Source organism: Nocardiopsis camelliae (assembly GCF_028993595.1).
Classification (GTDB): domain Bacteria; phylum Actinomycetota; class Actinomycetes; order Streptosporangiales; family Streptosporangiaceae; genus Nocardiopsis; species Nocardiopsis dassonvillei.
On sequence record NZ_CP118614.1, the window covers coordinates 484,954 to 510,519 of the forward strand.

At 73.6% G+C, this 25,566-nt stretch carries 28 protein-coding genes; 11 read left to right on the plus strand and 17 right to left on the minus strand.

The window, feature by feature from the left end; all coding sequences use genetic code 11:
• Positions 1-8: 8 nt before the first annotated feature.
• A complete protein-coding gene (locus PV789_RS02285) occupies positions 9-401 on the minus strand; it encodes a nuclear transport factor 2 family protein (RefSeq protein WP_274975952.1) in 393 nt (130 codons plus the stop codon).
• Positions 402-1,111: 710 nt separating this feature from the next.
• A complete protein-coding gene (locus PV789_RS02290; RefSeq protein WP_094800571.1) occupies positions 1,112-1,600 on the minus strand; it encodes a GreA/GreB family elongation factor in 489 nt (162 codons plus the stop codon).
• 199 nt (positions 1,601-1,799) lie between these two features.
• On the opposite strand from PV789_RS02290, the gene PV789_RS02295 reads away from it, so the two are divergent.
• From PV789_RS02295 to PV789_RS02315, 5 genes are all read left to right on the plus strand, one after another.
• Positions 1,800-3,368 carry a PucR family transcriptional regulator gene (locus PV789_RS02295; protein ID WP_274975953.1) on the plus strand — a complete coding sequence of 523 codons (1,569 nt, stop codon included), beginning with the start codon at positions 1,800-1,802 and terminating at the stop codon, positions 3,366-3,368.
• Between the two features lie 176 nt (positions 3,369-3,544).
• Positions 3,545-3,874: a hypothetical protein gene (locus tag PV789_RS02300; protein WP_274975954.1), complete on the plus strand. Its 330-nt coding sequence runs from the start codon at positions 3,545-3,547 to the stop codon at positions 3,872-3,874.
• Positions 3,875-4,044: 170 nt separating this feature from the next.
• Positions 4,045-5,382: a GAF domain-containing protein gene (locus PV789_RS02305; protein WP_274975955.1), complete on the plus strand. Its 1,338-nt coding sequence runs from the start codon at positions 4,045-4,047 to the stop codon at positions 5,380-5,382.
• 110 nt (positions 5,383-5,492) lie between these two features.
• Positions 5,493-7,016 (plus strand): acetaldehyde dehydrogenase ExaC, encoded by a 1,524-nt coding sequence (exaC, locus tag PV789_RS02310; protein WP_274975956.1) that lies wholly within the window; start codon positions 5,493-5,495, stop codon positions 7,014-7,016.
• Complete coding sequence (locus tag PV789_RS02315) at positions 7,016-7,405, plus strand: DUF779 domain-containing protein (RefSeq protein ID WP_212641770.1); 390 nt, start codon at positions 7,016-7,018, stop codon at positions 7,403-7,405. Before exaC ends, PV789_RS02315 begins: the two co-directional genes overlap by 1 nt.
• Before the next feature lie 69 nt (positions 7,406-7,474).
• Here the strand turns inward: PV789_RS02315 and PV789_RS02320 are convergent, their stop codons facing one another.
• The 3 genes from PV789_RS02320 to PV789_RS02330 form a co-directional block, all read right to left on the minus strand.
• Positions 7,475-7,828, minus strand: coding sequence for a MerR family transcriptional regulator (locus PV789_RS02320; protein ID WP_274975957.1), 354 nt, complete (start codon positions 7,826-7,828; stop codon positions 7,475-7,477).
• A 579-nt stretch (positions 7,829-8,407) separates the two neighbouring features.
• Entirely contained in the window at positions 8,408-8,731 is a 324-nt protein-coding gene (locus PV789_RS02325; protein ID WP_212641768.1) for a hypothetical protein, read from the minus strand.
• A 77-nt stretch (positions 8,732-8,808) separates the two neighbouring features.
• Positions 8,809-9,237, minus strand: a complete 429-nt coding sequence (locus PV789_RS02330) for an Hsp20/alpha crystallin family protein (protein WP_274975958.1) — start codon at positions 9,235-9,237, stop codon at positions 8,809-8,811.
• A 145-nt stretch (positions 9,238-9,382) separates the two neighbouring features.
• On the opposite strand from PV789_RS02330, the gene PV789_RS02335 reads away from it, so the two are divergent.
• Positions 9,383-9,667, plus strand: a complete 285-nt coding sequence (locus tag PV789_RS02335) for a MerR family transcriptional regulator (protein WP_274975959.1) — start codon at positions 9,383-9,385, stop codon at positions 9,665-9,667.
• A 105-nt stretch (positions 9,668-9,772) separates the two neighbouring features.
• Here PV789_RS02335 and mnhG read toward each other — a convergent pair whose 3' ends face one another.
• The 6 genes from mnhG to PV789_RS02365 are packed head-to-tail and all read right to left on the minus strand — an operon-like array spanning position 9,773 to position 16,601.
• A complete protein-coding gene (gene mnhG, locus PV789_RS02340; RefSeq protein ID WP_274975960.1) occupies positions 9,773-10,177 on the minus strand; it encodes a monovalent cation/H(+) antiporter subunit G in 405 nt (134 codons plus the stop codon).
• The gene (locus PV789_RS02345; protein ID WP_274975961.1) at positions 10,174-10,539 is read right to left on the minus strand and encodes a monovalent cation/H+ antiporter complex subunit F; all 366 of its coding nucleotides are present in this window, start codon (positions 10,537-10,539) and stop codon (positions 10,174-10,176) included. Before PV789_RS02345 ends, mnhG begins: the two co-directional genes overlap by 4 nt.
• Entirely contained in the window at positions 10,536-11,153 is a 618-nt protein-coding gene (locus PV789_RS02350; RefSeq protein WP_274975962.1) for a Na+/H+ antiporter subunit E, read from the minus strand. The genes PV789_RS02345 and PV789_RS02350 overlap by 4 nt, the downstream gene beginning before the upstream one ends.
• The gene (locus tag PV789_RS02355) at positions 11,150-12,808 is read right to left on the minus strand and encodes a Na+/H+ antiporter subunit D (protein ID WP_274978024.1); all 1,659 of its coding nucleotides are present in this window, start codon (positions 12,806-12,808) and stop codon (positions 11,150-11,152) included. The genes PV789_RS02350 and PV789_RS02355 overlap by 4 nt, the downstream gene beginning before the upstream one ends.
• A 2-nt stretch (positions 12,809-12,810) precedes the next feature.
• Positions 12,811-13,641, minus strand: coding sequence for a Na(+)/H(+) antiporter subunit C (locus tag PV789_RS02360; protein WP_013155883.1), 831 nt, complete (start codon positions 13,639-13,641; stop codon positions 12,811-12,813).
• Positions 13,638-16,601 carry a Na+/H+ antiporter subunit A gene (locus PV789_RS02365; protein ID WP_274978025.1) on the minus strand — a complete coding sequence of 988 codons (2,964 nt, stop codon included), beginning with the start codon at positions 16,599-16,601 and terminating at the stop codon, positions 13,638-13,640. The genes PV789_RS02360 and PV789_RS02365 overlap by 4 nt, the downstream gene beginning before the upstream one ends.
• A gap of 239 nt (positions 16,602-16,840) precedes the next feature.
• Here PV789_RS02365 and PV789_RS02370 point away from each other — a divergent pair, with 239 nt between their 5' ends.
• The 3 genes from PV789_RS02370 (at position 16,841) to PV789_RS02380 (ending at position 18,759) form a co-directional block, all read left to right on the plus strand.
• Positions 16,841-17,317 (plus strand): MarR family winged helix-turn-helix transcriptional regulator, encoded by a 477-nt coding sequence (locus tag PV789_RS02370; RefSeq protein WP_274975963.1) that lies wholly within the window; start codon positions 16,841-16,843, stop codon positions 17,315-17,317.
• A 162-nt stretch (positions 17,318-17,479) separates the two neighbouring features.
• Positions 17,480-18,139, plus strand: coding sequence for a ClpP family protease (locus PV789_RS02375; RefSeq protein ID WP_274975964.1), 660 nt, complete (start codon positions 17,480-17,482; stop codon positions 18,137-18,139).
• The gene (locus PV789_RS02380; protein WP_212641761.1) at positions 18,136-18,759 is read left to right on the plus strand and encodes an ATP-dependent Clp protease proteolytic subunit; all 624 of its coding nucleotides are present in this window, start codon (positions 18,136-18,138) and stop codon (positions 18,757-18,759) included. The genes PV789_RS02375 and PV789_RS02380 overlap by 4 nt, the downstream gene beginning before the upstream one ends.
• 345 nt (positions 18,760-19,104) lie before the next feature.
• On the opposite strand, the gene PV789_RS02385 is transcribed toward PV789_RS02380, so the two are convergent.
• Complete coding sequence (locus PV789_RS02385) at positions 19,105-19,488, minus strand: helix-turn-helix domain-containing protein (RefSeq protein WP_274975965.1); 384 nt, start codon at positions 19,486-19,488, stop codon at positions 19,105-19,107.
• Positions 19,489-19,817: 329 nt separating this feature from the next.
• On the opposite strand from PV789_RS02385, the gene PV789_RS02390 reads away from it, so the two are divergent.
• A complete protein-coding gene (locus PV789_RS02390) occupies positions 19,818-20,063 on the plus strand; it encodes a hypothetical protein (RefSeq protein WP_274975966.1) in 246 nt (81 codons plus the stop codon).
• 120 nt (positions 20,064-20,183) lie between these two features.
• Positions 20,184-20,453 (plus strand): GlsB/YeaQ/YmgE family stress response membrane protein, encoded by a 270-nt coding sequence (locus PV789_RS02395; RefSeq protein ID WP_274975967.1) that lies wholly within the window; start codon positions 20,184-20,186, stop codon positions 20,451-20,453.
• 81 nt (positions 20,454-20,534) lie between these two features.
• Here the strand turns inward: PV789_RS02395 and PV789_RS02400 are convergent, their stop codons facing one another.
• The 5 genes from PV789_RS02400 to PV789_RS02420 all read right to left on the minus strand — a co-directional run bounded on the left by PV789_RS02400 (position 20,535) and on the right by PV789_RS02420 (position 25,559).
• The gene (locus PV789_RS02400) at positions 20,535-21,449 is read right to left on the minus strand and encodes a Gfo/Idh/MocA family protein (RefSeq protein ID WP_274975968.1); all 915 of its coding nucleotides are present in this window, start codon (positions 21,447-21,449) and stop codon (positions 20,535-20,537) included.
• Positions 21,450-21,552: 103 nt separating this feature from the next.
• Positions 21,553-22,692, minus strand: coding sequence for a galactokinase (gene galK, locus PV789_RS02405; protein WP_274975969.1), 1,140 nt, complete (start codon positions 22,690-22,692; stop codon positions 21,553-21,555).
• 31 nt (positions 22,693-22,723) lie between these two features.
• A complete protein-coding gene (gene galE / locus PV789_RS02410) occupies positions 22,724-23,686 on the minus strand; it encodes a UDP-glucose 4-epimerase GalE (protein ID WP_274975970.1) in 963 nt (320 codons plus the stop codon).
• Complete coding sequence (galT, locus tag PV789_RS02415) at positions 23,683-24,765, minus strand: galactose-1-phosphate uridylyltransferase (RefSeq protein ID WP_274975971.1); 1,083 nt, start codon at positions 24,763-24,765, stop codon at positions 23,683-23,685. The genes galE and galT overlap by 4 nt, the downstream gene beginning before the upstream one ends.
• Positions 24,762-25,559 carry a DeoR/GlpR family DNA-binding transcription regulator gene (locus PV789_RS02420; protein ID WP_212641754.1) on the minus strand — a complete coding sequence of 266 codons (798 nt, stop codon included), beginning with the start codon at positions 25,557-25,559 and terminating at the stop codon, positions 24,762-24,764. The genes galT and PV789_RS02420 overlap by 4 nt, the downstream gene beginning before the upstream one ends.
• Between the last annotated feature and the right edge of the window lie 7 nt (positions 25,560-25,566).

Genomic DNA, 25,566 nt, shown 5'->3' on the forward strand with positions numbered 1-25,566 from the left:
ACGCGGAGTCAGGAGGTGCGCCGGGCCGCGTCGAGGGCCGCCTCCACGCCCTCGTCGTAGCGGAGCGCGGCGGTGATCAGGCCGTGGCGCACCTCGAACAGGGTCGCGGTGCGCACCGGGGCCGCCTCGGGGCCCGAGTCGGCGCGACCGGGCCAGGCGGCGTCCTGCTCGACCACGACGCGGTGCTCGTCCACGGTGTGCCAGCCGACCGGTTCGACGCGGATGCCCGAGTCGCGGACCCAGTCCAGGAAGGCCTCCACCCCCTGTGCGGAGCCCTGGGGGCCGCCGACCCTGATGTCGGGGTCCACGACCGCCTTCGCCGCCGTCAGGTCCCGTGCGCTCACCGCCGCGTGCCAGTCCCTGACCGGCGCCCAGCGCGCTTCGTCGGTGTCCGCGCTCATGTGCATCGTCCTCCGCTTCGGGTGTCCGTTCCTTCTGCCCGCGTGCTCCCGCCGGGTCCCCCACCCCGCTACCCGGAACCGTGCGGTCGTGACCGTCCCCCTCCGGGAACGGTGCGCGCGGGTCGCGGGGGAGACCCCTCGGGCCTTCGGAACGGTCCGCTTTCCCCGCCGGAGGGAAACGGCGTTTCCCGGGGGAAAGGAAGCCGGGTCTCTTTTCGTTTTCTCCGGTATGACCGTTCCGCCGGTGTCCGGATACGCCGGGAACGCCGTTCGGAAGCCGTTCGCGACGGGTGGCGCCCCGGGAGGGCGCGCGCCCCGGCCGCGCACAGGCGGCCGGGACGTGCGCGCCGACGGGGGAGGGAACCCCACAGGCCTGGTGTTCCGCGTGCCCGTGGCGTCCCCGGAGAAGGACCGGAACGGAATCTCCCCCGTGTCATCCGCCGACGGCCCCGCCCCGGCGCGGAAACGGACACGGGGAGGACGCGCGGGAAAGCGCGTCCAAAGGAGCGCGGGAAGCCGGGGGAAAGCCCGGGAACACGCTGCGGGGAAATCCCGCGGTGAATTCCCGGGCCGAAAAAGAAAGGCGCACGGCGGCCCTCCGGCCCCCGCCCTCCCCGCGCCTCTCCGCCCCCCCCGCGGCCCGCCCCGGCCGGGGTCCGCCCCCCCACGGCGGGCCCCGCTCCGTCCCCGGCGGGTCCCCGGGACCGGGGTCAGTGCACGACGGCGGCCCGGTAGGGCTCGGCCCTGAGCAGGGTGACCCCGATGACCGTGCCCCGGGGCGCGGTGAACGTGCGCCGCTCGCCCTGGCGGGCGCCCACCAGCGCCGCGCCCAGCGGGGACTCCGGGGAGTACACCGTCATCCGGTCCGCCACGGACGCGTCCCGGACGCCGAGGAGGAACACCTCGTCCTCCTCCTCGCCGTCGTAGCGGATGGTGAGCACCTTGCCGGGCGCGGCGATCCCGTCGTCGGGCGCGGCCTCGTCCACGACGGCCTCGCTGAGCAGCCGCTCGATGGTGTGCACGCGCGCCTGCCGCACGGCGGGGTCGTGAATGTAGCGGGGCGCGGGGAGTACGTCCCCCGCGCCCCGGTCCGCCCCGGTGCCGGGGTCGTCGTCGGGGAGCGCGCGCAGCGTCCGGAGCTCCTCCCGGAGCCGCTCGTAGGCCTCCCGGGTCATCCATCGGTCGGTGGTCCTGGCCATGAACGTTCCTTGTCTTCAGGGCCCGCGCCGCGGAAGCGGGTCCGCGGACGGGGCGAGCACAGCGGCGGCCGACACGGGGGGCCGCCGCCTACCACGAGTGTGTCCACGGGGACGGGGTCGGGCGTTATCCTCGGGCGACAATCAGGTGAGGCCCCTTTGTGGCCGCGGAACAACTCCGCCGCCGGGGAAAGGAGCGGGCGTGATCCACCTCGACCGTCTCGTCAACGTCCTGGGCGGCTACGGCGCCCGGCTCGTCGGCCCCGAGCCGCTGCGCCGCAGGGAGCTGCGCAGCGTCGCCATGCACGACCCCACCGACGACGTGCCGCAGCTGGGCGACGCCTTCCTCGCCGTCGGCGTGGACTCCGCCGCCGAGGCGGTGCGCCTGGCGGAGCAGGCCCGCGCGACCGTCGTCATCATCCGGTCCGCGACCGGACCCGGCGACGACGTGCGCGCACGCCTGGGCGAGGGCGGCCCCGCCCTCCTGGTCGTGGAGCCCGCCGTGTCGTGGAGCCAGGTCTCCGGGGTCGTCTACGGGCTGGTCCTGGAGGGGCGCGAGACCGAGGCCGGGCGCGGCCCCAGCGACCTGTTCACCCTGGCCGACACCGTCGCCGCCGAGGTCGGCGGACCCGTCACCATCGAGGACCGCGCCTCGCGCGTGGTGGCCTACTCGGCCTCCCAGGGCGGCACCGACCGGGTGCGGCGCGACACCCTCGTCGACCGGCGGGTCCCCGAGCGGGTCCGCGAACGCCTCGACGCCGACGGGGTGCTCACCCGGCTGGCCGCCGCGACCGGACCCCGGTTCGTGCCGGGGATACCCGGACTCGGCATGCGCGGACGCACCGCCGCGCCGATCCGGGTGGGCCGCGAACTCCTGGGCACGCTGTGGGTGGCGTGCGACGCCCCGCTGGACGCGGACCGCTCCCGGGCGCTGAGCGAGGGGGCGCACACGGTCGGACTGCACATGCTGCGCGCCAGGGTCAGCAGCGACCTGGAGCGGCAGGTGGAGTCGGAGTCGGTGATCGACCTGCTGGAGGGCTCCGCCGACCCGGCGCAGACGGCCGGGCGGATCGGCCTGCTCGGGGCGGGGCTGCGTGTGATCGCCTTCCAGGCGCGCGCCCGCACCGAGCCCGAGGCCGCGATCCTGCACCTGTTCGAGCAGGTCACCACCGGCTTCGGCTGGTCGCGTCCGGGGCGCAGCACCCTGCTCGGAACCACCGTGTACACCGTGCTGCCGTGCGGGGACGACCCCGCCCCGGCGGTGGAGTGGGTCCGCTCCACGCTGCGCGGCCTGCCCGACCGGCTGGGCGTGGTGGCCGGTGTGGGCGGCACCGCCGACGCCGCGGGCCTGCCCGCCAGCAGGCAGGAGGCGGACGAGTGCCTGACGCTGCACGTGCAGGCGCCCGAGGGCGCCGACGCGGTCGTCTACGACGACGCCTGGGACTCCGTGCTGCTGCGCCGCCTGCGCCTGGTGGCCGAGGCCGGGCGCATGCCCGTCCGCAACCCGGTGGCGGACCTGGTCCGGTACGACGCCGAGCACGGCACCGACCACGCGCGCACGCTCCGCGCCTGGCTGTACGTGCACGGGGACCTGGGGCGGGCGGCGGAGCTGCTGGGCCTGCACCCCAACACGGTGCGGTACCGGCTGCGCCGGATGGGCCGGGTCGCGGACCTGCCGCTGAACGACCCGCGTGCCCGGGTGGCGATGACGGTCGCGCTCGCCGCGCTCGTGGCGGACCCGCCCGGCGGGGAGGGGTGGCGGCCGGTCTGAGCCGGCCCCCGGGCCCGCCCGCGTCCGCGTGCCGCGCGGATCGACCCGGTGGCGCGGCCGGTCGGGACCCCCGGCCGCGCACCCGCTCCGAACCGGCGCTCGTGTGTGTTCCGGCGCACTCTGCCGAGTTCGGCAATGCCCGGGTGCGCGGGTCCGCGGATCGCTACCGTTTGCGCATGAGCACACTGATCAAGGACCTGACAGCGTTGTTGGGGACCGCGGCGGCGACCACCCGGTGGGACGGGCGGGTGGAGGAGGAGCTGGCCCAGCCCCTGGTGGAGGCGGGCCTGGCCCGCAGGACCCCGGCCGGGACCTACCTGACCCCCGCCGGGCGCGACGCCCTCCCCGACGGAGCCACCGCGCGCGAGCTGCGCCCGCGCTTCGACTGGGGCAGCGACCCCTACCCGGCCGCGCCCCCGGCCGCGCCGACCGTGGAGGACGTGCGGGCCTACCCCGCCTACTGGCTCTGCGGCCCCGGCAGGGAGCGCGTCCGCGACGAGTTCTGAGGCGGGCGCCGCGGAGGACCCGTCCGTCCGGGGGCGGGTCCGCGCGCACGGGACGGGGCGCGTCCGGTTCGTCCCGGCCCCTTGTCAGAAGGGGCGGACGCGGCTTCAATCGGGGGTGTCGGGCGGTCCGTCGGCACGGCCCGCCGTCGCCTCGGCGGAGGGAAGCGCGCATGCCGGGACCGTGGAACGCGTGGCCGTGGGAGGCCGACCCCGAAGCCGTGCGGCGGGACGTGGCGGTCGCGCACACGCGCTTCACCGACTCCGGCCGGGTCAGCGGCCCGGTCCGCCCCGTCGTCGGCGCATCCTGGCGGCGCAGCGCCCACCACGGCGTGGACCCCGACACCGCCCTGCCCCGGGTCGAGCTCACCGGCCCCGACCTGCGCGACCACCGCGACGCGCACCCGCTGGCCGCCGTCATGCCGCTGCTGCGGCACCTGCTCGTCGACACCGCGCCCGGCCCCCAGATCCTCGCGGTGGGCGACGCCTCGGGCCGCCTGCTGTGGGTGGAGGGCGACCACAGGCTCCGCCGCCGCGCCGAGGACATGTACTTCGTCGAGGGTGCCAACTGGCACGAGCACGCGGTCGGCACCAACGCGCCCGGCGTCGCCCTCGCCCTCGACCACGAGGTCCAGGTCTTCGCCAGCGAGCACTTCGCCCGGGGCGTGCAGCACTGGAGCTGCTCCGCGGCGCCCCTGCACGACCCCGGCACCGGCGCCCTCCTGGGCGTCCTCGACCTCACCGGGGACAGCCACCTCGCCTCGCCGCAGGCCCTGGCCCTGGTCCGCGCCGCCGCCACCGCGGCGGAGGCGGAGCTGCGCGCCCTGCGCGCCGGGGCCCGGGGGCCCGCGCCGGGACGGCGGCGGGCGGTCCGGACGGGCCCCGCGCCCACCGGCCCGCGCGCGGGCGCCGCCACGGACGGGGACCGCGGGCCCGACGGGGACGACCGGCTCCGCGTCCTGGGCCGTGACGGCGCCCGGCTCACCCTGGACGGCCGCGACCTGGCACTGAGCGCCCGCCACTCCGAGATCCTGCTCCTGCTCGCCCGCAACCCGCGCGGGCTGACCGGCGACGAGCTCGGCGCCCGGCTGCACGAGCGGGACGCCTCCCCGGTCACCGCCCGCGCCGAGGTGTCGCGCCTGCGCCGCCTCCTCGGCCCCGGCCTGCTCGCCTCCCGCCCCTACCGGCTGTGCCGTCCGATGGCCACCGACGTGGACGAGGTGCGCCGCCACCTGGCCGGGGGCGCCTACCGGCGGGCCCTGGACGCCTACACCGGGCCGGTCCTGCCCCGCTCCGAGGCGCCCGGCGTGGCCGAGGTCCGCGACGGCCTCCAGGCCGAGGTGTGCGAGGCCCTGGGCGCCAACGCCGCACCGGACGTGCTCCTGGACTGGGCCGAGCACCCCGAGTGGCGCGACGACCCCCGCGTCCTGACCGCCGTGCTGCGCGCCCTCGACCCCGCCTCCCCGCGCCACGCCGCCCTGCGCGGCCGACTGCGCTGGCTCGGCGGCTGACCCGACCGCAACGTGGTCGCAACGTGGTGGTGACTAGCGTCACCCTCCCGACCTCCCCGGAAGCGGCTGCCGGTCCCACGGCAGGAGCCCGGCGAAGCAAGGAGACCTCCATGGCGATCTACACACCCCCGGGCCAGCCCGGAAGCGTCGTCGAGTACGCCGCCCGCTACGACAACTGGATCGGGGGCGAGTGGGTCCGGCCGGTCCGGGGCCGCTACTTCGAGAACCCCAGCCCCGTCAACGGCCGCGTCTTCACCGAGGTCGCCCGCAGCGGCGCGGAGGACGTGGAACTGGCCCTGGCCGCGGCCCACGGCGCCGCCCCCGCCTGGGGCCGCACCTCCGCCGCCGAGCGGGCCCTGGTCCTCAACCGGATCGCCGACCGCGTCGAGGAGAACCTGGAGCGGCTCGCCGTCGCCGAGTCCTGGGAGAACGGCAAGCCCGTCCGCGAGTGCCTGGCCGCCGACCTGCCGCTGGCCGTCGACCACTTCCGCTACTTCGCCGGGGCGATCCGCGCGCAGGAGGGGCACACCTCCCAGATCGACGGCGACACCGTCGCCTACCACTTCCAGGAGCCCCTGGGCGTGGTCGGCCAGATCATCCCGTGGAACTTCCCTCTGCTCATGGCCACCTGGAAGCTCGCGCCCGCGCTGGCCGCCGGGAACGCGGTCGTGCTCAAGCCGGCCGAGCAGACCCCCGCCTCGATCCTGCTGCTCATGGAGCTCGTCGCCGACCTGCTGCCGCCCGGCGTGGTCAACGTCGTCAACGGCTTCGGCGCGGAGGCGGGCAAGCCGCTGGCCAGCAGCCCCCGCGTCAGCAAGGTCGCCTTCACCGGCGAGACCACCACCGGCCGCCTCATCATGCAGTACGCGTCGGAGAACCTCATCCCGGTCACCCTGGAGCTGGGCGGCAAGAGCCCCAACATCTTCTTCGCCGACGTGGCCGCGGCCGACGACGCCTTCTACGACAAGGCCCTGGAGGGCTTCGCGCTCTTCGCCCTCAACCAGGGCGAGGTGTGCACCTGCCCCTCGCGGGCCCTGGTACAGGACGCCGTCTACGACCGCTTCATGGGCGACGCCCTGGCCCGCGTCGGCCGGATCCGGCAGGGGAACCCGCTGGACACCGGGACCATGGTCGGCGCGCAGGCCAGCAACGACCAGCTGGAGAAGATCCTGTCCTACATCGACATCGGCCGCAGGGAGGGGGCCGCGGTGCTCGCCGGAGGGGAGCGGGTGGACCCCGGCGGCGACCTGTCCGGCGGCTACTACGTCGCGCCGACCGTCTTCGAGGGCCACAACGGCATGCGGATCTTCCAGGAGGAGATCTTCGGCCCGGTGGTGTCGGTGGCCCGCTTCGACGACTACGACGACGCCCTCAAGACCGCCAACGACACCCTCTACGGGCTGGGGGCGGGGGTGTGGTCGCGCGACGGCAACACCGCCTACCGGGCGGGCCGCGACATCCAGGCGGGCCGCGTGTGGGTGAACAACTACCACGCCTACCCGGCGCACGCGGCGTTCGGCGGGTACAAGCAGTCCGGCATCGGCCGCGAGAACCACAAGATGATGCTCGACCACTACCAGCAGACCAAGAACCTGCTGGTCAGCTACTCCGACAAGGCGATGGGGCTGTTCTGATGGACCCCCGCGCCGACGGCGCGGCCGTGGAGAGGGTGGCCGTCACCGACGCGGCGGCCGCCCTGCTCCGCGAGCTGCGCGACGAACACGGGCCGCTCATGTTCCACCAGTCCGGCGGGTGCTGCGACGGAAGCTCCCCGATGTGCTATCCGGCGGGGGAGTTCCGCACCGGGGCCTCCGACGTGCGCCTTGGCGACCTCGACGTGGGCGCGCCCGAGCCGGTGCCGGTGTGGATGTCGCGGGCGCAGTTCGAGCTGTGGAGCCACACCCACCTGACCATCGACGTCGTCCGGGGCAGGGGAGCGGGCTTCTCCCTGGAGGCGCCGACGGGCAACCGGTTCCTCATCCGCTCCCGGCTGATGACCGACGACGAGGCCGACCGCCTCTGAGCCCGCGCGGACGCGGCGGGGCGGAGGACGCGGCGGGACCGCCGTCAGTCCACGCCGCCCCGTCCTCCGTCAGGCGTTTCCGGGGTCCGGGCGCCCGGCGGCCCGCGCGTCGGCCTCGGAGGCGCGCAGCGCCTCGTTGATCCGCTGGGCCTCCTCCAGTTGGTCCTCCAGGATGATGATCCTGCACGCGGCCTCGACCGGAGTGCCCTCGTCCACGAGTTCGCGGGCGCGGGAGGCGATTCTGAGCTGGTAACGGGAGTAGCGGCGGTGCCCGCCCGCCGAGCGCAGGGGCTCGATCAGCCGGGCTTCGCCCAGAGCGCGCAGGAAGGCCGGTGTGGCACCGATCATCTCCGCCGCGCGGCCCATGGTGTAGGCGGGGTAGTCGTCATCTTCGAACCGGTCTTCGGTTTCGGGACGGGACAAGCGTTTCTCTTTCTCTCCTCATCGCACGCCGAGGGCCCCAGCGCCGAACAGCGCTGGGGCCCGAGAGTTCAACACCATCTACCGGCTGCTACCGGTCTTCCGCTTCCCGATGTCGAACTGGGACGGGATCGCGGGGATCGCGGTTGTGTGACCGTGGACCACCTCTTCCGAACCGGGGCCTGCGGTACCCGAGCGGGACGTCCCCACACCCGGGCGATCCTCGATGGCATCTACTCCTCTCGATCTCACTGCGTACACTTCACACCTGCCGCGGCGTCCCCCGTGCCGGCGGGGCGCCGGTCCTGCGGTACTGCTCTACCTCTGTACTGCGGTCCTACCGGCTCCCGACGCCGTATGAAAACCTCCGCGTCGGTCGAGCCCTACCGCGTTCTCCCTGTTGCCGCGGCGTCCCCCGTGCGGGCGGAACGCCGATCCTGCTCCCCACCGGCGTATCCGGTGGTCCACCTCGTGGATCTCTGTGGCTACGACAGGAAATGTATCAGCGCTTCAGGCGGATGTCTACTCTGGCCGATGTAGATTTCGGCGAGTCCCGCGTGCAGGTCCTCTGAGAGCGCCGCCTCAGCCCGCTCCGGCGGGCACGGGAGCCTCCAGGGAGGCCCGCAGTTGCTCGGCCAGCGGTTCGTCGAGGCTGTGCGGCAGGCCCCCGTGGCGGGGGTCCCGGCACGCCCGGCGGAAGGCGTCCGGGTCGCCGGTCAGCTCCGCGGTGGCGCTCCGGAGGTCCTCCAGCGCCCGGCGGAGGCGGTCGGGGGCGCTTCCCCACGCGGTCTCGTAGGCCCGGAGGGCGCGGAAGAAGCGGACGCACGCGAAATGGGTCGTCTCCCGGTGGTCGTGGCGCTGGATGTGCTCGGCCACCGCGCGGGTCCTGCGGAGTGTTGAAGGCATCGGATCACTGCTTCCTGAGGGGAGGGGCACGGACACTGCTCGGGAGTGGCGGCCCGGCCTGAGCCGGGCCGCCGGGCTCAGGCCCGGATGCTGCGGGGCCGGCCCTCGCCCGTGCCGACGCTGATCTTGCGCGGCTTGGCCTGCTCGGCGACCGGGATGCGCAGGGTCAGGACGCCGTCGGCGTAGTCGGCCCGGATGGCGTCGGTCTCCAGCGTCTCGCCGAGGAACAGCTGCCGCGAGAAGGTGCCGGTGGGCCGCTCGGCGACCACCACCGACTCGCGGTCGCGCACGGTGTCGGGGCGCTCAGCGGTCACCGTGAGCACGTTGCGCTCCACCTCCAGGTCGATGGAGTCGGCGCGCACGCCGGGCAGATCGAAGCAGACGACGAAGACATCGCCGTCGCGGTAGGCGTCGATCGGCATCGCGGCCGGTCGGGACGCCTCGCCCAGGATCCGCTGTGTCAGGCGGTCGACGTCCCGGAAGGGGTCGGTACGCATCAGCATCATGGAAACCTCCCTTGGCCCTGCTAGAAAACCTGATGCGATCTGACGCAAGTTTTATACCTCAGTCTAGAGAGCTAAACAACTATGCCGGACAAAGAATTTCTCAAGCCGTGGGTAAGATGACGCTCCCGAAGGGAAGGACGCGCTGATGAGGGAACCGCGGCCGGATCCCGTCCGGGGCCTGTACACGATCTCCGTGGCCGCGGAGCTGTCGGGCGTCGCGCCGCGGAGCATGCGCGCCTACGAGGAGCGGGGCCTGGTCGCCCCGGCGCGCACCGGGGGCGGCACGCGGCTGTACAGCGACGACGACATCACCCGCCTGCGGCGGGTGGCCGAGCTGGCCGCCCAGGGGGTGAACCTCGCGGGGATCGGCCGGATCCTGGAACTGGAGGAGGAGAACACCCGGCTGCGCGGCGGCCCCGGGGGCGGGTGAGGCGGACGGGGACCGGCTCCGCCCGGACCCGGCCCGGACGCGGCGAGGGCCCCGGGAGCGGCTTAACCCGCTCCCGGGGCCCTCGCGCGGACTCCCGCCCGCCGTCTACCGGGAGGCGCCGTCCGGGCCGCCGTCGCCGTTCCCGCGCCTGGCCTCCAAGCGCTCGGCCAGCTCGTCACGGGCGATGAGCTCCTCGTCGATGCGCCCGGTCCGGTAGCCCACGCGGGCGGCGATGTGGCCCGCCACCGGGACGGTCACGATCTGGAACAGCGCCACCAGCAGCAGCGTTCCGGCGCTGAAGATGTTGGTCTCCACGGGGATCAGCCGGATGCCGATCCCCACCAGCACCAGCAGCAGCCCCAGGATCTGCGGCTTGGCGGCGGTGTGCATGCGCGAGAGCAGGTCGGGGAAGCGCAGCAGGCCCACGCCCGCCACGAGGGAGAGCACGGCCCCGGCCAGGATGCACAGGACCGCCACCCAGTCCAGGACGGTGATGAGCTGGTCGCTCACGAGGTCTCCCCCTTCTCCGGCCGCTCCGAGCCGGGGACAGCGTCGGTGGGCGTCGCGGAGGTCGGGTGGGCCTCGGTCGGCGTGGCGATGTGCTCCTGGTCCTCGTGCGCCCGCCGCGCGACGAACTTGGCGATGCTGACCGAGCCGACGAAGCCCAGCAGGGACAGGACCAGCAGCGTCGGCAGCACCGTGGGGTCGCGGGTGAAGGCCGCGTAGGCGCCCACGCCGACCAGCGCCGAGGCGAGCAGCACGTCTACGGAGATGGCCCGGTCCAGGATGCCCGGGCCGATGAGCATCCGGGTCACGCTCAGCAGCGCGGCCAGGCCGAGCAGGACGCCGATGACGATCCACAGGACGTTCACGGCCTCCCCCTCTCCCCGCCCGGCACGGACTCCCCGGCCCGCAGCGCGGCGATGTCCTCACGGGTGCCCAGTGCCATCACGATCCGCTCCTCCAGGTGCAGGACGTCCTCGCGCCCCTGCTCGATCGAGCCGTCGTCGTCCGCGCCCAGCACGTGCACGTACAGGGTCCGGTCGGGCTGGCCCACCTCCACGATCACCGAACCCGGGATGATCGAGCTGGCGATCGACACGCACACCTGCATCAGGTCGGAGTCGGTGCGCAGCCGCACCTCCACCACCGAGCTGTGCACGCGTCCGGGCGTGAAGGTCTGCACGGTCACCCGGAAGCTGGCCCAGACCATCCGGGCGAGCATGTACACCAGCAGCCGGAGCAGGTACAGCGGCCGGAACCGGAACCCCGGGGAGATCGGCGGCAGCGGGAACACCAGCATGATCACCACGGACACCAGGAAACCCAGGACCAGCAGGCCCAGCGACTCCGGGCGGAGCTGGAAGGCGTCGAAGAGCAGCATCCACACCAGCGTCATGCCGAGCGCCACCGGGATCTGCACCTTGCCCAGGCGCCTGCGCAGCGCGGTCAGGCCGATCCGCTTCTTCTCCTGCAGGCCGTTCACCGGTCGCCTCCCAGTACCGCCTCGATGTAGGGGCCGCGCGCCTGGAGCTCGACCGCCGCGTCCGAGGAGTACTCGATCAGCGGCCCGGCCAGCACCGTCAGGGCGATGCTGAACACCACCAGCGCCACCGTGGCGCCGACCATACTCCTGGGCAGGACGACGGACGTGACCACCGGCGTGGCCGCGGTCGAGGTGTCGCCCAGGCGGGAGGACGGGCCGACCGCCTCGCCGGGGCCCAGGGCCGCGGTGGAGGGGTCGTCGGCCTCGGTGTCCTCCAGCACGGTGCCGGGCTCGGCCACCATGCCCTCGGAGGGCGTGCGCCAGAACGCGTAGTTCCACACCCGGGCGATGACGTACAGGGTCAGCAGGCTCGTCAGCACCGACGCGCCCACCAGGGCGTAGGCCAGCGGCGTGCCCGCCTCCACCCCGGCCTGGATCAGGCCGAGCTTGCCGAGGAAGCCCGACAGCGGCGGGATGCCGCCCAGGTTCATCGCCGGGATGAAGAACAGGACCGCGAGTATCGGCGCGATCCGCACCAGCCCGCCCAGGTGGTCCAGCGAGGTGGAGCCGCCCCGGCGCTCGATCAGACCCGTGATGAGGAACAGCGTGGTCTGCACCGTGATGTGGTGCGCGACGTAGAACACCGCGCCCGCCATGCCCTGCTCACTGCCCAGGGCCACGCCGAACACCATGTACCCGATGTGGCTGATCAGCGTGAACGACAGCAGACGCTTGATGTCGGTCTGCGCGACCGCGCCCAGGATGCCCATGATCATCGTCGCCAGGGCCACGACCATCAGCAGGTCGTTGAGCTGCTCGCCCGGGAACAGCAGGGTCTGGGTGCGGATGATCGCGTACACGCCCACCTTGGTGAGCAGGCCCGCGAACACCGCCGTGACCGGCGCGGGCGCGGTCGGATAGGAGTCGGGCAGCCACGCTGCCAGCGGGAAGACCGCCGCCTTGATGCCGAAGGCGAACAGCAGCACGACCTGGAGGACCGCCCGCAGGTCCGAGGACAGCTCGGGCAGCCGCTCGCCGAGCTGGGCCATGTTCACCGTGCCGGTCGCGCCGAAGACCAGCGCGATGGCGATGAGGAACAGCACCGACGACACCAGGGACACCACGACGTAGATGGCGCCCGCCCGCATCCGGGACTGCGTGCCGCCCAGGGTCAGCAGCACGTAGCTGGCGGTCAGCAGGATCTCGAACCCGACGTACAGGTTGAACAGGTCACCGGCCAGGAAGGCGTTGGAGACGCCCGCCACCAGGATCAGGTAGGTCGGCTGGTACACCGACAGCGGCGCCACCTCGGCCTTGCCCGCCATGCCCTGGCCGATGGAGTACACCAGCACGGCCAGCGTGATCGCCGCCGACACCGTGACCATCAGCGCGGAGAGCCGGTCGGCGACCAGGGTGATGCCGATCGGCGCCTCCCAGCCGCCCACCTGCACGACCTGCGGGCCGTAGGCGTGGGAGCCGAGCATCAGCACGAGGCCGATGACCAGCACCAGGGCCAGCGAGATGACGCTGAGCGCCTGCTGGAGCCGGGGCCAGCGGATGCCGAGCGCCAGCTTCACCCCGGCCGCGAACAGCGGGAGCACCACCGGCAGCGGGATGAAGTAGTGCAGCAGACCGACGAAGTAGTCCGTCCCCATGGTCACTCGCTCCCTTGCAGGTCGCTGTCCTCGGCGCGGGCCAAGCGCTCGCGTTCGGCCCGCATGGTCTGGCGCGCCTGCCTGCGCTGCGAGCGGATGCGGCGGCGCAGCTCGCGCCACAGCTCGCGCTCGGCGGCGCGGTCGGCCCGCCTGTGCTCGCGCAGGCGCCTGCGCCCCTGGCGGATGCGCCCGCGCAGCTCCTGGACCTGCGCGGTCATCGACTCCGCGCGGTCGCTCAGGCGGCGCATGGTCTCGCGGGACTGCTCGTCCGGATCGTTCTCCTCCGCCTCCAGCTCGTAGCGGGCCAGTTCGGCCTGCGCCCGCGCGATCTCGGCCTTGATGCGGGCCTGTTCGGCCAGCTCCCGGGCGTCGGCGGTGGCGATGGTCGCCTGGAGTTCGGCCCGCTGGCGGCGGATGTCGGCCTGGAGCCTGCGGCGCTCCTTGAGGAAGCGCTGGCGCACCGCGCGGCGGCCCTCGCCCTGGACGATGCGCAGGTCCTCCGCGTCGTCCTGGACCTCGTCGTTGCCCTCCAACTGCCAGTTCCGGTAGGCCATGGCCAGCAGGAACGCGGTGATGCCGAGGGTGATGACGATCGCCGTCAGGATCATCGCCTGCGGCAGCGGGTCGGTCATCTCCTCCGGTTCGGTGAACCACAGGACCGGCGGCCCGCCGGGCTCGCCCGCCATGGACAGGATCATCAGGTTGACCCCGTTGCTCATGACGATGAAGCCGAGCAGCACGCGGGTGAGGCTGCGCTCCAGCAGGAGCACGACGCCCACCGCGACGAGGACGCCGACGATGACGACCAGGAGCAGGCTGGGGGACTCGTTCACGAGATGACCTCCTCTGGGCGTTCGGTGCCCCCGGTCCCGGTCCCGGTCCCGGTCTCGGTCTCCGAGTGCGCGGCGTCCCGCTCGATCTGCTCGTCGATGCGGGCGCCGAGGCTGCGCAGGATGTCCAGGATGAGCCCGATCACCAGCAGGTACACGCCGATGTCGAAGAGCATGGACACCGTGACGTGGGCCTCGCCCAGGATCCAGAAGTCGATGTAGGCGTCGCCCCCCGCCAGGACGTCGGTGCCGAAGATGGCACCACCCAGCGCGGTGCCGGTGGCCACGGCCAGGCCCGCGCCGATCAGCGCGCCCGGCTGCACCCACGCGGTGGCGTACAGCTCGAAGCGGCCTCCGGCCAGGTAGCGGACGATGAACGCCAGGCCCGCGACGATGCCGCCCGCGAAGCCGCCGCCGATGGCGGTGTGGCCGGTGAGCAGCAGGTACACCGAGATCACCATGATCACGGGGAACAGGAACCGCGAGACCACCTCGAAGATGACCGACCGGCGCTCGGTGGGCAGGGCGTCGGCGCCCGGCAGCCAGGTGCGCGCCCACCGGGGCTCGATGTGCATCCTGCGCGGGGCGAACCGCAGGCCGCCGAGGTCGAGGCCGCGCTGGCCGTCCGCGGGCGGCGGCGGTTCGGTGACCGACAGGGCCATCACCCCGCCCGGCGTCTTGCGCGGCTGGGCGCGGCGGCGCACGAACATCAGGCTGGCCACACCGGCGGCCGCGGCGGCGAGCACCGAGATCTCGCCCATGGTGTCCCAGGCGCGGACGTCGACCAGCAGGACCGAGATGATGTTGTAGCCGCCGGCCTCCTCGGCCGCGGCCGGGTAGCCCGCCGAGATGGAGGGCTCCTGGCGGCCCGCGAGGGCGAACCAGGTCATCGCGGCCACCAGGACTCCGGTGGCGGCGCCCAGGGCCAGGTTCCACACCCTGCGCCCGCGCAGCGCGGGCGCCGAGAAGCGGGCCGGGAAGCGGCGCAGCACCAGTACGAAGACCACCAGGCTGACGGTCTCCACGAGGAACTGGGTGAGCGCGATGTCGGGGGCGCCCATCAGGTAGAACAGGGCGGCGACGCCGTAGCCGCCGGTGCCCACGAGGATCACCGCGAACAGGCGGCGGCGCACGAACAGCGTCAGCAGGGCGGACGCGCCGATGATCACGACCGGGATGATCTGGACCGGGTTGTCCCACAGGCGCACCGCGGGGTAGTCGCCCTCCCAGATCCGGCCGCTGACCATCCACCATCCGGCGGCGATGACCAGGGCGACCAGGATCGTGCCGAGGTAGACCGGCAGCGAACCGCGCTGGGTGCCGCCGGTGACCTGGAGGGCCAGGTTCTCCAGCGCGGCCAGCATCCGGCGGTAGACCCGGTCGGCGTCGGGCAGCGCGGTCCGCGTTCCCGCCCACACGATCTCGTGGCGGAACCGGAACAGCGCCAGGCCGCCCGCGACGCACACCGCCGACAGCAGCAGGGGCAGTCCCAGGCCGTGCCACAGGGCCAGGTGCTTGACGTAGTCGCCCTCGGCGACGGGGACGGTGTCGGCGTACACGGCCAGGAAGGGGTCCACGAGGGTGGAGAGCAGGCCGCCGAGCAGGCCGAGCCCGGCCAGGACCGCGGCGGGCGCCTGGAGGAGCGGGCCGGGGGCGTGGAGCGGCGTGGGCGGGACGTTCTCCTTGTCCCAGAAGGCGCCCCACAGGAAGCGCAGGCTGTAGGCGACGGTGAAGGTGGAGCCGATCACGATGCCCGCCAGGACGGCGCTGTCGGCGGCTCCGCCGTGCTCGAAGGCGCCGAAGGCCAGTTCCTTGGCGGCGAACCCGAGGGTGGGCGGCAGGCCCGCCATGGAGGCCAGCGCCACGACCGAGGTCCAGAAGGTCACGGGCATGGAGGAGCGCAGGCCGGACAGCTCGCGCAGGTCGCGGGTGCCGGTGCTGTGGTCGATGACGCCGACCACCAGGAACAGCGGCGCCTTGAACAGCGAGTGCGCGATGAGCATCGAGATCCCGGCCAGGGCGCCGGCCTGCGTTCCGGCGCCCAGCAGGGTGATGAGGAAGCCCAGCTGGCTGATGGTGCCGTAGGCCAGGACGAGCTTGAGGTCGTACTGGCGCAGCGCCTTCCAGCCCGCGAGGACCATGGTGAGCGTGCCGAAGAACAGGGCCGTGTACTTCCACACGGCGACGTCGTGGAAGGCGGGGGTGAGGCGGGCCACCAGGTAGACGCCCGCCTTGACCATCGCCGCGGCGTGCAGGTAGCCGGAGACCGGCGTGGGGGCGCGCATGGCTGCGGGCAGCCACAGGCTGAACGGCAGCAGGGCCGACTTGGACATCGCGCCGACCATGATGAGCACGAGCGCGACGTTGACCAGGGCGCCGCCCGGCGGCGAGGCGACGATCTCGGAGATCACGTAGGTCCCGGCGATCTCACCGAGCATGATCATGCCCACGAGCATCGCCAGCCCGCCGAAGGTGGTGACGGTCAGGGCCGTCATCGCCGCCCGGCGGCTCTCCTTCAGCTCCGTGCTGTGCCCGATGAGCAGGTAGGAGAAGACCGTGGTCAGCTCCCAGTAGACGAAGAGCTGGATGAGGTCGTCGGCCAGCACCAGGCCCAGCATGGCCCCGGCGAAGGCGACGAACACCCCGGCGAAGCGCGCCAGACCGGGCTCGGAGTCGTCGAAGTAGCGGGCGCAGTAGACCAGGATCAGCGCGCCCACGCCCGCGGCGATGAGCGTCATGACCAGGCCCAGGGCGTCCATGTACAGGCCGAGCCGGAGGGAGAACTCCGGCGCCCAGGGGACGGAGACGGCGAGGGTCTCGCCCCGCATGATCGCGGGGATCTGGAAGAGGGCCCAGAGGGTGGACACACCCGGGACGACGGCGAGCGCGAGGAAGGCGTTACGGCCCCACTGGCGCACCAGTAACGGCGCGATCGCAGCTGCGATGAAATGCGCGATCAGCACTGTTGTCAATGCGCCCCTCCCGGACCTGTCCGGGCCCGCCCTGGTGTCGGACGGACGTCCACTGCCCCGCACCGTGTCCACAACCGGTCAGTGGACGAGAGGTGTCGCTACGGTTTGTGGGGGCATGGATGTATGTGAACTTGCGTGCTTTAGCTATTTAATAGCTAGACTACACAAACGTCAAACCACCGCGCGGATTGTGGACCCGCGGTGCCCGCCCAGCATGCGAGGACCGTTTCGTGCCCGACGAGACCCACGAACCCCGTGCCGAGCAGCACGGTTCCGAGCTTGAGGAGTTCCAGCGCGCCTGGACCGAACTCATCAACGCGGCGCTCCACGCCCGCTCGCGCAGCGGCCACGGCCACCGGGGTGCCGAAGATCTCACTCTGACGCAGGCGCTCCTGATGGAGGCGGTGCGCGGCATGGACACCCCCAGCGTCGGCGCCGTCGCGCACATCGTCGGTGTCTCGTCCCCCTCCGCCACCCGCATGATCCAACAGCTGGAGCGCAAGGGCATGATGGCGCGCCGCCGCTCCGAGCGCGACGAGCGCAGCACCGTGGTGACCCTCACCGAGGAGGGCGAGCGGGTGCTCGCGATCCGCCGCAGGGACATGGAGCGCAAGCAGCGCCAGGTGTTCGACGCCATAAGGCCGTCGCTGCGCCCGATGGTGCTCACCCTGCTGCGCGACCTGCGCGAGACCCTCGACGAGACCTGAGGCGCCCGGGGCCCGCGGGGCCCCCGGTACGGGTCCGGAGCCCCTGTCCGCGGGGCCTCTGCCGTCGGCAGATCTGCCCCGGGCCGAAACGGTGGAAGTCTCCCTCCCCGCCGCCGCAGGCTGGGATCACCGGCCCACGGGGGCCGGGGAAGGGAGAGTGCCATGCCGACCCATACCGCCGTCTCGGTCGAGACCTCCGGCGGTGCCTTCGACGACCAGCTGGCCGCGCGCCTGCTGCACAGCCGCGTCGTGCTGCTGGGCACGCAGGTGGACGAGGCCAGCGCCAACCGCGTGTGCGCGCAGATCCTGCTGCTCGCCGACGAGGACCCCCGCAGGGACATCACGCTGGCCGTCAACAGCCCCGGGGGCTCGGTGTCCGCCGGGCTGGCCATCTACGACGTGATGAACTTCGTGCCCAACGACGTGTCCACCCTGGTCATGGGGTTCGCGGCCAGCATGGGCCAGTTCCTGGCCTGCGTCGGCACGCCGGGCAAGCGCTACAGCCTGCCGCACGCGCGGATCATGATGCACCAGCCCTCCGGGGGCCTGGGCGGGACGGCCGCCGACATCGCCATCCAGGCCGAGAACCTCGCGCACACCAAGCAGACCATGGTGCGGCTCATCGCCGAGCACACCGGCCAGACCGAGGAGACCATCTCCCGGGACCAGCACCGCGACGCCTGGTTCACCGCCCAGGAGGCCAGGGAGTACGGGTTCGTCGACCACGTGGTCGCGTCGGTCGCGGAGATGGACGGCGGCGGTCTCCGGCTGGGCGCCGGGGCGCCCGGGTTCGCCACGTACGCGAAGGGGGAGGACCGGTGAGCGGTCGTTACACGGTGCCGATGGTGGTGGAGCGCACGCCCCACGGCGAGAGGTCCTTCGACGTGTTCAGCCGACTGCTGTCGGAGCGGATCGTCTTCCTGGGCACGCCGATCGACGACGACGTCGCCAACGTGGTGATGGCGCAGATGCTCCACCTCGACTACGAGTCGAGCGAGACCGACATCCAGCTCTACATCAACTCGCCGGGCGGCTCGAACACCGCGCTGACCGCCATCTACGACACCATGCGGTTCGTGCGCGCGGACGTGGCCACGGTGTGCATGGGCCAGGCGGCCTCCGCCGCGGCGGTGCTGCTGGCGGCGGGCACGGCGGGCAAGCGCACGGCCCTGGAACACGCGCGGGTGCTGCTGCACCAGCCCTCCGGGGAGGGCCAGGGCGTGGCCGCCGACCTGGAGATCCAGGCCGAGGAGATCCTGCGGGTCCGCTCGCAGGTGGAGGAGATCCTGGCCCGGCACACCGGGCAGACGCAGGAGCGGCTGCGCGCCGACACCGACCGGGACAAGATCTTCACCGCGCAGCAGGCGAAGGAGTACGGCCTGGTGGACGGGATCATCACCACCCGCCAGGCGCACCCGGCGGCGGGGAGGGCCGCCGCCTAGGGAACCGTCCGGAGTCGGGGGTGGTACCTCCTCGGGCCTCCGCTTCGCTTCGTCCCGTGTTCGGGCGCCCGAAGCGCGGGAACCTTCGGTGTCTTCGGCGGGTTGGCTCGTTCCTCGCCAACCCGCCTCCGCCACCTCCAGAACCCCGCGGGCGCCCGAACGGTACCCCTTTGGGCCTCCGCTTCGCTTCGTCCCGTGTTCGGGCGCCCGAAGAGCGGGAACCTTCGGTACCTCTCGTGCGATGGCTCGTTCCTCGCGATCGCACGTCCGGTACCTCCAGAACCCCGCGGGCGCCCGAACGGTACCTTCTTGGGCCTGTGCTTCCTACGCTCCGCCTTGCCGCCCTCAGGCGGCCAGCGACAGGACCCGGGCCTGTTGGGCGGGCGCGGCGGCGGGCCGGTAGTCGCCCAGACCGGTGCCGGTCCGGGTCAGCCGGGCTGGCACGGTGCGCTCGTACAGCTCGCCCAGCACGTCGGACAGGCTCAGCCCCAGGGAGCGGTAGACGGCGGCGAGCACCTCGGAGGAGGCCTCCTTGCGCCCGCGCTCGATCTCGGACAGGTAGGGCAGCGAGACCTGAGCGTCCTCGGCCACATCGCGCAGCGTGCGGCCCTGTTCGGTCCGGACGCGCCGCAGCAGGTCGCCGATGAGGTCGCGCATGAGGGGTTCCGGCGGCTCCTCGGCGCGCCTGCCCGCACGGGCCTCGTCCAGGGAACTCAGGACGTCGGTCATCGGGCCTCCACGGTTGTCGTGCGCGACGGTCTCACCCGACGAGCCTACGCCGCGGCGGTCCCGCGGGGGAGTGCGTCCGCGGGCGTTCTGCGAAGGGCAGAACCGTCCGGGCCGCGCGCGTCGCATCCGCTGTCGGGCACCCCCGCCCCCGCGCCGCGGGGCCGGAGCCGCGGCCGAGGAGAGCCGGTGCCCCCGAGGAGAGAGGCCGGGGTTGTGGACGCGACCGCCAGGACAGCCGGAACAGGGAGCCCGTCCCGGGAGGGGTTCTCGGCCGCGCGCTGACCCGCCGACTCGGCGGCCACCGGGCGCTCTGGACGACGGCGCTGGTCGTGGCGTCCCCGGCCCTCGGGATCACCGCCCTGACCGCGCTCACGGCCGACCCCGCGCTCGGCGTGATCGCCGCGGGGGACCTCGTCGCGCCGCTGGCCGAGGGCGTGGCGCTCCTGTCCCTCGCCGCCCTGCCGGCTCTGCCGATGACCGTCCTCTACGCCGCCCTGCGCGTGGACCGGCCGATGCCCGAGTCCATCACGCGCGGCCTCCTAGCCCTGGCCCTCCAGGCGGTCACGACCTGGTAGCCGACCAGGCCATGGCCGGGCACGGAACGCGCAAAACCTTGGTCCCGGGGGTGTGTCCGGCGTTTCCTCACCGTCACCGAGCGGGCAGGGGGTGAGGGCGTCAACATCCGGGAGGAACAGATGGAGATCACCGGAATCATCAGTGCGATCATCGTCGGCCTGATCGTCGGCGCACTGGGACGCCTCATCGTCCCCGGCAAACAGCACCTGCCGATCTGGCTGACCCTGGTCCTGGGCATCGTGGCCGCCTTCATCGGCGGTTGGATCGCCGCGGGGCTCTTCGGCGCCGGATGGATCATCACGCTGATCATCCAGGTGCTGGTGGCCGCGGCGATCGTCTACCTCGCCGACGGCTTCTACTCCAGGGGAGCCAGGGGCCGCACCGCCTGACAGTGAAGACGTAGACGGCACCGCCGCCGCACCGGAGGCCGACCCGTGGGGTCCGCCTCCGGGCGGCGCCGTCCCGTGCCGCTAACCGAGGGCCTCGTCCACGCCCACGGCCCGGCCCAGGCGCACGGAGGCCTCGGCGGCCTCCAGCACGGCCACCACCTCCCGGCCGAAGCGCACGTCGCAGGGGTCGCCGACCTCCCCCTCGACCTGCGCCAGCAGCCGGTCGACCGCCGTGCCGAAGGCCTGCACCGGGCTCCGGTCGCCGCCGGGCACCGGCACCCAGCCCCGCTCGCCGTGCAGCACGACCTCGAAGGCCTTGGCCTCGGGCGCGGCGTCCACGGTCACCGCGAACGAGCCGACCGCGCCGTTCTCGTGCCGCGTGAGCATGTGCACGGTGTCGCGCGGACCGGCCATCGCCATCACCTGCGTGACCGGGCCGAGCACGGGCAGCACCAGCGACAGCACGTGCGGGCCCACGTCCCACAGGCCGCCCTTCCGGCGACGCCAGCGCGAGCCGCCGTAGGGGTTGCCGGGCTCGAAGATCGAGGCGAACAGCGTCGCCCGCACGCCGTGCCAGCCGCCCTCCGCCGCGGCCGACTCCACGAACTCCACCACGTTGTCCGAGAAGCGGCTGGTGAAGAAGACCACGGACGCCAGCCCGCGCGCCTCGGCCTCGGCGACCACCGCGTCCGCCGCCAGGCTCGACAGCGCCAGCGGCTTGTCCAGCAGCAGGTGCTTCCCCGCCCGGGCGGCCCGCAGGGCCAGGTCGCCCTGGATGTGGGGCGGCAGCGCGATCGCCACGGCGTCCACGTCGTCCAGCAGCGCCTCGAAGTCCTCGTACGCCCGGGTCCCGTAGCGCTCGGCGAGGGCCGCCGCCTTGGCCGCGTCGCGCCCCCACACCCCAGCCAGGGTGGCGCCGGCATGGGCGTCCAGCGCCGCGGCGTGCGTCTCCGCGGCCCAGTAGCCGGTGCCCAGCAGACCGAACCTGAGTCCCATGCGTGCTCCCTCGTCCCTTGTGTCCACCGTCTCACCATTGTCCATGGAAGCGCTCCCACAATCCCGGGCGGGGCCGACCGTCCGCGGCTCCCCGACCGGCGCCTCAGGGGTGCAGGCGGCGCGCCCCCGCGGACGGCAGGGCACCGAACGCGTTCGGCTCCTCGAAGCCCCGTTCCCGGTAGGCCTCCAGCACCGCCTTCCCGCAGGCCTCCACGCGCTCGGTCTCCACCAGGGCGACCACACACCCGCCGAAGCCGCCGCCGGTGATCCTGGCACCCAGCGCGCCCGCGGCCAGCAGCGCGTCCACCGCGGTGTCCACCTCGGGCACGCTCACCTCGTAGTCGTCGCGCAGCGAGGCGTGGGAGGCGGTGAGCAGAGGCCCCACCTCCCGGACTCGACCGGACCGGAGCAGGTCCACTGCCCGCAGCACCCGCTCGTTCTCGGTCACCACGTGGCGCACCCGGCGGCGGGACACGTCGTCGGGCAGCGCGGCCAGGGCGCCCGACAGGTCGGTGACGTCGCGCAGGGCCGCCACCCCCAGGACGCGCGCGGCCTCCTCGCACGAGCGGCGGCGCTCGGCGTAGGCGCCGTCCACGTGCCGGTGCGGGGCGCGGGTGTCCACCACCAGCACGGTCAGCCCGTCCGCGGAGGGGTCGAAGGGCACCTGCTCGGTCTCCAGGGTGCGCGTGTCCATGAACAGGGCGTGCCCCTCGGTGGAGAGCATGGACGCGGACTGGTCCAGGATGCCGCAGGGCATGCCCACGAAGTCGTTCTCCACCCGCTGGGCCAGCCGGGCCACCTCGCCCGGCGCGAGGTCGGCCCCGTACAGGGAGGCCGCGGCCATGACGGCCGCGCACGACAGCGCGGCCGACGAGGACAGGCCCGCCCCGCTCGGGACCGTGCTGTCCACCAGCAGGTCCAGCCCGCCCACCGCGCGGCCCTCGTCCCGCAGGACCCACAGCGCACCGGCGGGGTAGGCGGCCCACCCCTCCACCGCGCCGGGGACCAGGTCCTCCACCGGGGCCGCGTACTCCTGCGGCGACTGCCGGGAGACCAGCCGCACCCGCCCGTCCGTCCGCCGCGCGGCCGAGGCCGTCAGCGCGTGGGGCAGGGCGAAGGGCAGCACGAACCCGTCGTTGTAGTCGGTGTGCTCGCCGATGAGGTTGATCCGCCCCGGCGCGGTCCACACGCCCTCGGGCCCGTACCCGAACGCCGAATGGAACGCGGTCGTCACGTCGTCCACGAGGTCCTGCCTTCCTGCTGTGCGATGGGGGTCAGGCCGTGCCGCGCCGCGCCAGGACGAACTCCCAGGCGTCGGCGACGGTCTCGTCCAGCGTGCGCCCCGGCGTCCAGCCCAGCTCCCGGCGGGCCCGGTCGTTGGCCGCGACCAGGACGGCCGGGTCGCCCGCCCGGCGCGGGCCGTCCACCACGGGCACCGGGCGGCCGGTCACCCGCCGGACCGCCTCGATCACCTCGCGCACGCTGTGCCCGCCGCCGGTGCCCAGGTTGTGCACGCGGAAGACGCCCGGGCGCACGCTCTCCAGGGCGCGCAGGTGCGCGTCGGCCAGGTCGGCGACGTGGAGGTAGTCGCGCACCGCCGTCCCGTCCCGGGTCGGGTAGTCGGTGCCGAACACGCTGGCGTGCCCGTCCCCCTCGGCGGCCACCCGCAGCAGGTTCGGCACCAGGTGCGTCTCGGTCTCGTGCCGCTCCCCGAAGCCCAGGTGCGCCCCGGCCACGTTGAAGTAGCGCAGGCTCACCGCGCCGACACCGTGCGCCGCGGCCCACGACTCCAGCATGTGGTCGACGGCGAGCTTGCTCGCGCCGTAGGGGCTGGTGGGCGCCGCCGGGTCGGTCTCGCGGATCGGCGCGTCGCCCGCGGGGTCGCCGTAGACGGCGGCGCTGGAGGAGAAGACCACGCGCCCCGCGCCGTGGCGCCGCACGGCCTCCAGCAGCGCCAGCGTTCCCGACACGTTGGTGTGCCAGTACTTGCCCGGGTCCGCCACCGACTCGCCCACCAGGGACTTGGCGGCGAAGTGCAGTACGGCGTCCACGGACGGGTCCAGCACGTCGGCGGCCTCGCGCACGTCGGCCACCACCAGCCGGGCCCCCTCGGGTACGGCGTCCGCGTGCCCGGTGGACAGGTCGTCCAGGACGGTCACCGCGTGACCCGCCCGCAGCAGCAGGGCGGTCACCACGCTTCCGACGTACCCGGCGCCCCCGGTGACGAGCAGTTTCACGGCGCGACCTCCCGCAGCCGCTCGGCGACGGTCTCGGGCGCGACGTCGCTGATGAACGCGCCCATGCCGGACTCGGTTCCGGCCAGGTACTTGAGCTTGCCCGGCGCGCGCCGCACCGAGAACAGCTCCAGGTGCAGGTGGGCCAGGTCGCGCCGGTCGCGCACGGGCGCCTGGTGCCAGGCGGAGATGTAGGGCAGGGGCGCGTCGTGGAGCGCGTCGAAGCGGCGCAGAACGTCCAGGTAGAGGAGGCCGAAGTCCTCGCGCTCCTCCTCCGACAGCGCGGGCAGGTCGGGCACCTGCCGGTGCGGGTACAGGTGCACCTCCACGGGCCAGCGGGCCGCGGCCGGGACGAAGGCCGTCCAGTGCTCGGTCCTGGCCACCACCCGGACACCGGCCTCCTGCTCGGCGCGCAGCACGTCGGCGAACAGCGAACCGCCGGTGCGCCCGCGGTACTCCTCGGCGGAGTCGAGCATCCGCCGGGTGCGCGGGGTGACGAAGGGGAACGCGTAGATCTGCCCGTGCGGGTGGTGCAGTGTCACCCCGATCTCGGGCCCCCGGTTCTCGAAGCAGTACACCTGCTCCACGCCCGACAGCGCCGACAGCGCCTCGGTCCGGTCGATCCAGGCGGCCATGACCGTGCGGGCCCGCTCGGGGCCCAGGTCGGCGAAGGACGCGTCGTGGTCGGAGTCGAAGACGAGGACCTCGCAGCGGCCCGCGGCCACGCGCCGGGACGGCTCCAGCTCCCCGACCCCCTCCAGGACGCGGCCGTCGTCGCGCACCAGCGAGGGGAAGCGGTTCTCGAAGGCGACCACGTCGTAGGAGGCGGCCGGGACCTCGGTCAGGCGCCCCTCCGCCGAGGGGCACAGCGGGCAGTCGCGGCTGGACGGCAGGTGGGTGCGGCCCTGCCGGTGGGAGGCCACCACCACCCACTCGCGCAGCAGCGGATCGAAGCGCATCTCCGCGCCCGTCGCGGACGGGGGCAGCTCGCGCAGGTCGGGCGCGGGTTCACGGGCGGTGTCGCCCTCGTCGAAGTAGACGATCTCGCGGCCGTCGGCCAGCCTGGCCGAGGTCCTCCTCATCCGTCCTCCCTCTTCCTCGGTCGCACGTCGGCGACCACCAGGCGGCCCACGTGCTCGGTCAGCGCGGCCCGGACGGCCGGGTCGGTTCCGGAGTCGGTGACCAGCACGTCGCAGCGGTCCAGCGGCGCGATGGTGCTGATCCCGACCGTGCCCCACTTGCTGTGGTCGGCGGCGACCACGAGGGAGGCGGCGGCCTCCACCAGGGCGCGGTTGGTCTCGGACTCCATGAGGTTGGGCGTGGTGAACCCGGCGCGCTCCTGCATGCCGTGCACGCCCAGGACGAGGACGTCCAGGTTGAGGCCGCGCACGGAGGCGAGTGCGAGCGGGCCCACGAGCGCGTCGGAGGGCGTGCGGAAGCCGCCGGTGAGCGCCACTGTCTGGTCGGGCCGCGCGGCCCGGTGGAACACCTCGGCCACCCGCAGCGAGTTGGTGACGACCGTCAGCCCCGGCGTGTCGGCGAGGTACTCGGCGACGGTGGCGGTCGTGGTGCCCGCGGACAGGCCCACGGCGCTGTGCGGCTCGACCAGCTCGGCCACGGCCCGCGCGATGGCGTGCTTCTCGTCCTCCTGGCGGGTGGACTTGGCCTCGAAGCCGGGCTCCTCGGTGCGCGCGCCCTCGGGCGCGACGGCACCGCCGTGCACCTTGCGCACCTCGCCCCGGCTCTCCAGGGCGTCGAGGTCGCGGCGCACGGTCATGTCCGACACGGAGAGGCTCTCGACCAGGTCGGCCACCCGCACCGCCCCGCTGCGCCGCACCTGTTCGAGGATCAGCTCCTGCCGTTGCGCGGCCAGCATCCGCCCC

Excerpts from the sequence above, each read along its gene's own strand:
- PV789_RS02285 (WP_274975952.1), bottom strand. The coding sequence starts at position 401 with ATGAGCGCGGACACCGACGAAGCGCGCTGGGCGCCGGTCAGGGACTGG.
- PV789_RS02290 (WP_094800571.1), bottom strand. The coding sequence starts at position 1,600 with ATGGCCAGGACCACCGACCGATGGATGACCCGGGAGGCCTACGAGCGG.
- PV789_RS02300 (WP_274975954.1), top strand. The coding sequence starts at position 3,545 with ATGAGCACACTGATCAAGGACCTGACAGCGTTGTTGGGGACCGCGGCG.
- PV789_RS02305 (WP_274975955.1), top strand. The coding sequence starts at position 4,045 with ATGCCGGGACCGTGGAACGCGTGGCCGTGGGAGGCCGACCCCGAAGCC.
- exaC (WP_274975956.1), top strand. The coding sequence starts at position 5,493 with ATGGCGATCTACACACCCCCGGGCCAGCCCGGAAGCGTCGTCGAGTAC.
- PV789_RS02315 (WP_212641770.1), top strand. The coding sequence starts at position 7,016 with ATGGACCCCCGCGCCGACGGCGCGGCCGTGGAGAGGGTGGCCGTCACC.
- PV789_RS02325 (WP_212641768.1), bottom strand. The coding sequence starts at position 8,731 with ATGCCTTCAACACTCCGCAGGACCCGCGCGGTGGCCGAGCACATCCAG.
- PV789_RS02330 (WP_274975958.1), bottom strand. The coding sequence starts at position 9,237 with ATGATGCTGATGCGTACCGACCCCTTCCGGGACGTCGACCGCCTGACA.
- PV789_RS02335 (WP_274975959.1), top strand. The coding sequence starts at position 9,383 with ATGAGGGAACCGCGGCCGGATCCCGTCCGGGGCCTGTACACGATCTCC.
- PV789_RS02355 (WP_274978024.1), bottom strand. The coding sequence starts at position 12,808 with ATGGGGACGGACTACTTCGTCGGTCTGCTGCACTACTTCATCCCGCTG.
- PV789_RS02375 (WP_274975964.1), top strand. The coding sequence starts at position 17,480 with ATGCCGACCCATACCGCCGTCTCGGTCGAGACCTCCGGCGGTGCCTTC.
- PV789_RS02385 (WP_274975965.1), bottom strand. The coding sequence starts at position 19,488 with ATGACCGACGTCCTGAGTTCCCTGGACGAGGCCCGTGCGGGCAGGCGC.
- PV789_RS02395 (WP_274975967.1), top strand. The coding sequence starts at position 20,184 with ATGGAGATCACCGGAATCATCAGTGCGATCATCGTCGGCCTGATCGTC.
- PV789_RS02400 (WP_274975968.1), bottom strand. The coding sequence starts at position 21,449 with ATGGGACTCAGGTTCGGTCTGCTGGGCACCGGCTACTGGGCCGCGGAG.
- galT (WP_274975971.1), bottom strand. The coding sequence starts at position 24,765 with ATGAGGAGGACCTCGGCCAGGCTGGCCGACGGCCGCGAGATCGTCTAC.
- PV789_RS02420 (WP_212641754.1), bottom strand. The coding sequence starts at position 25,559 with ATGCTGGCCGCGCAACGGCAGGAGCTGATCCTCGAACAGGTGCGGCGC.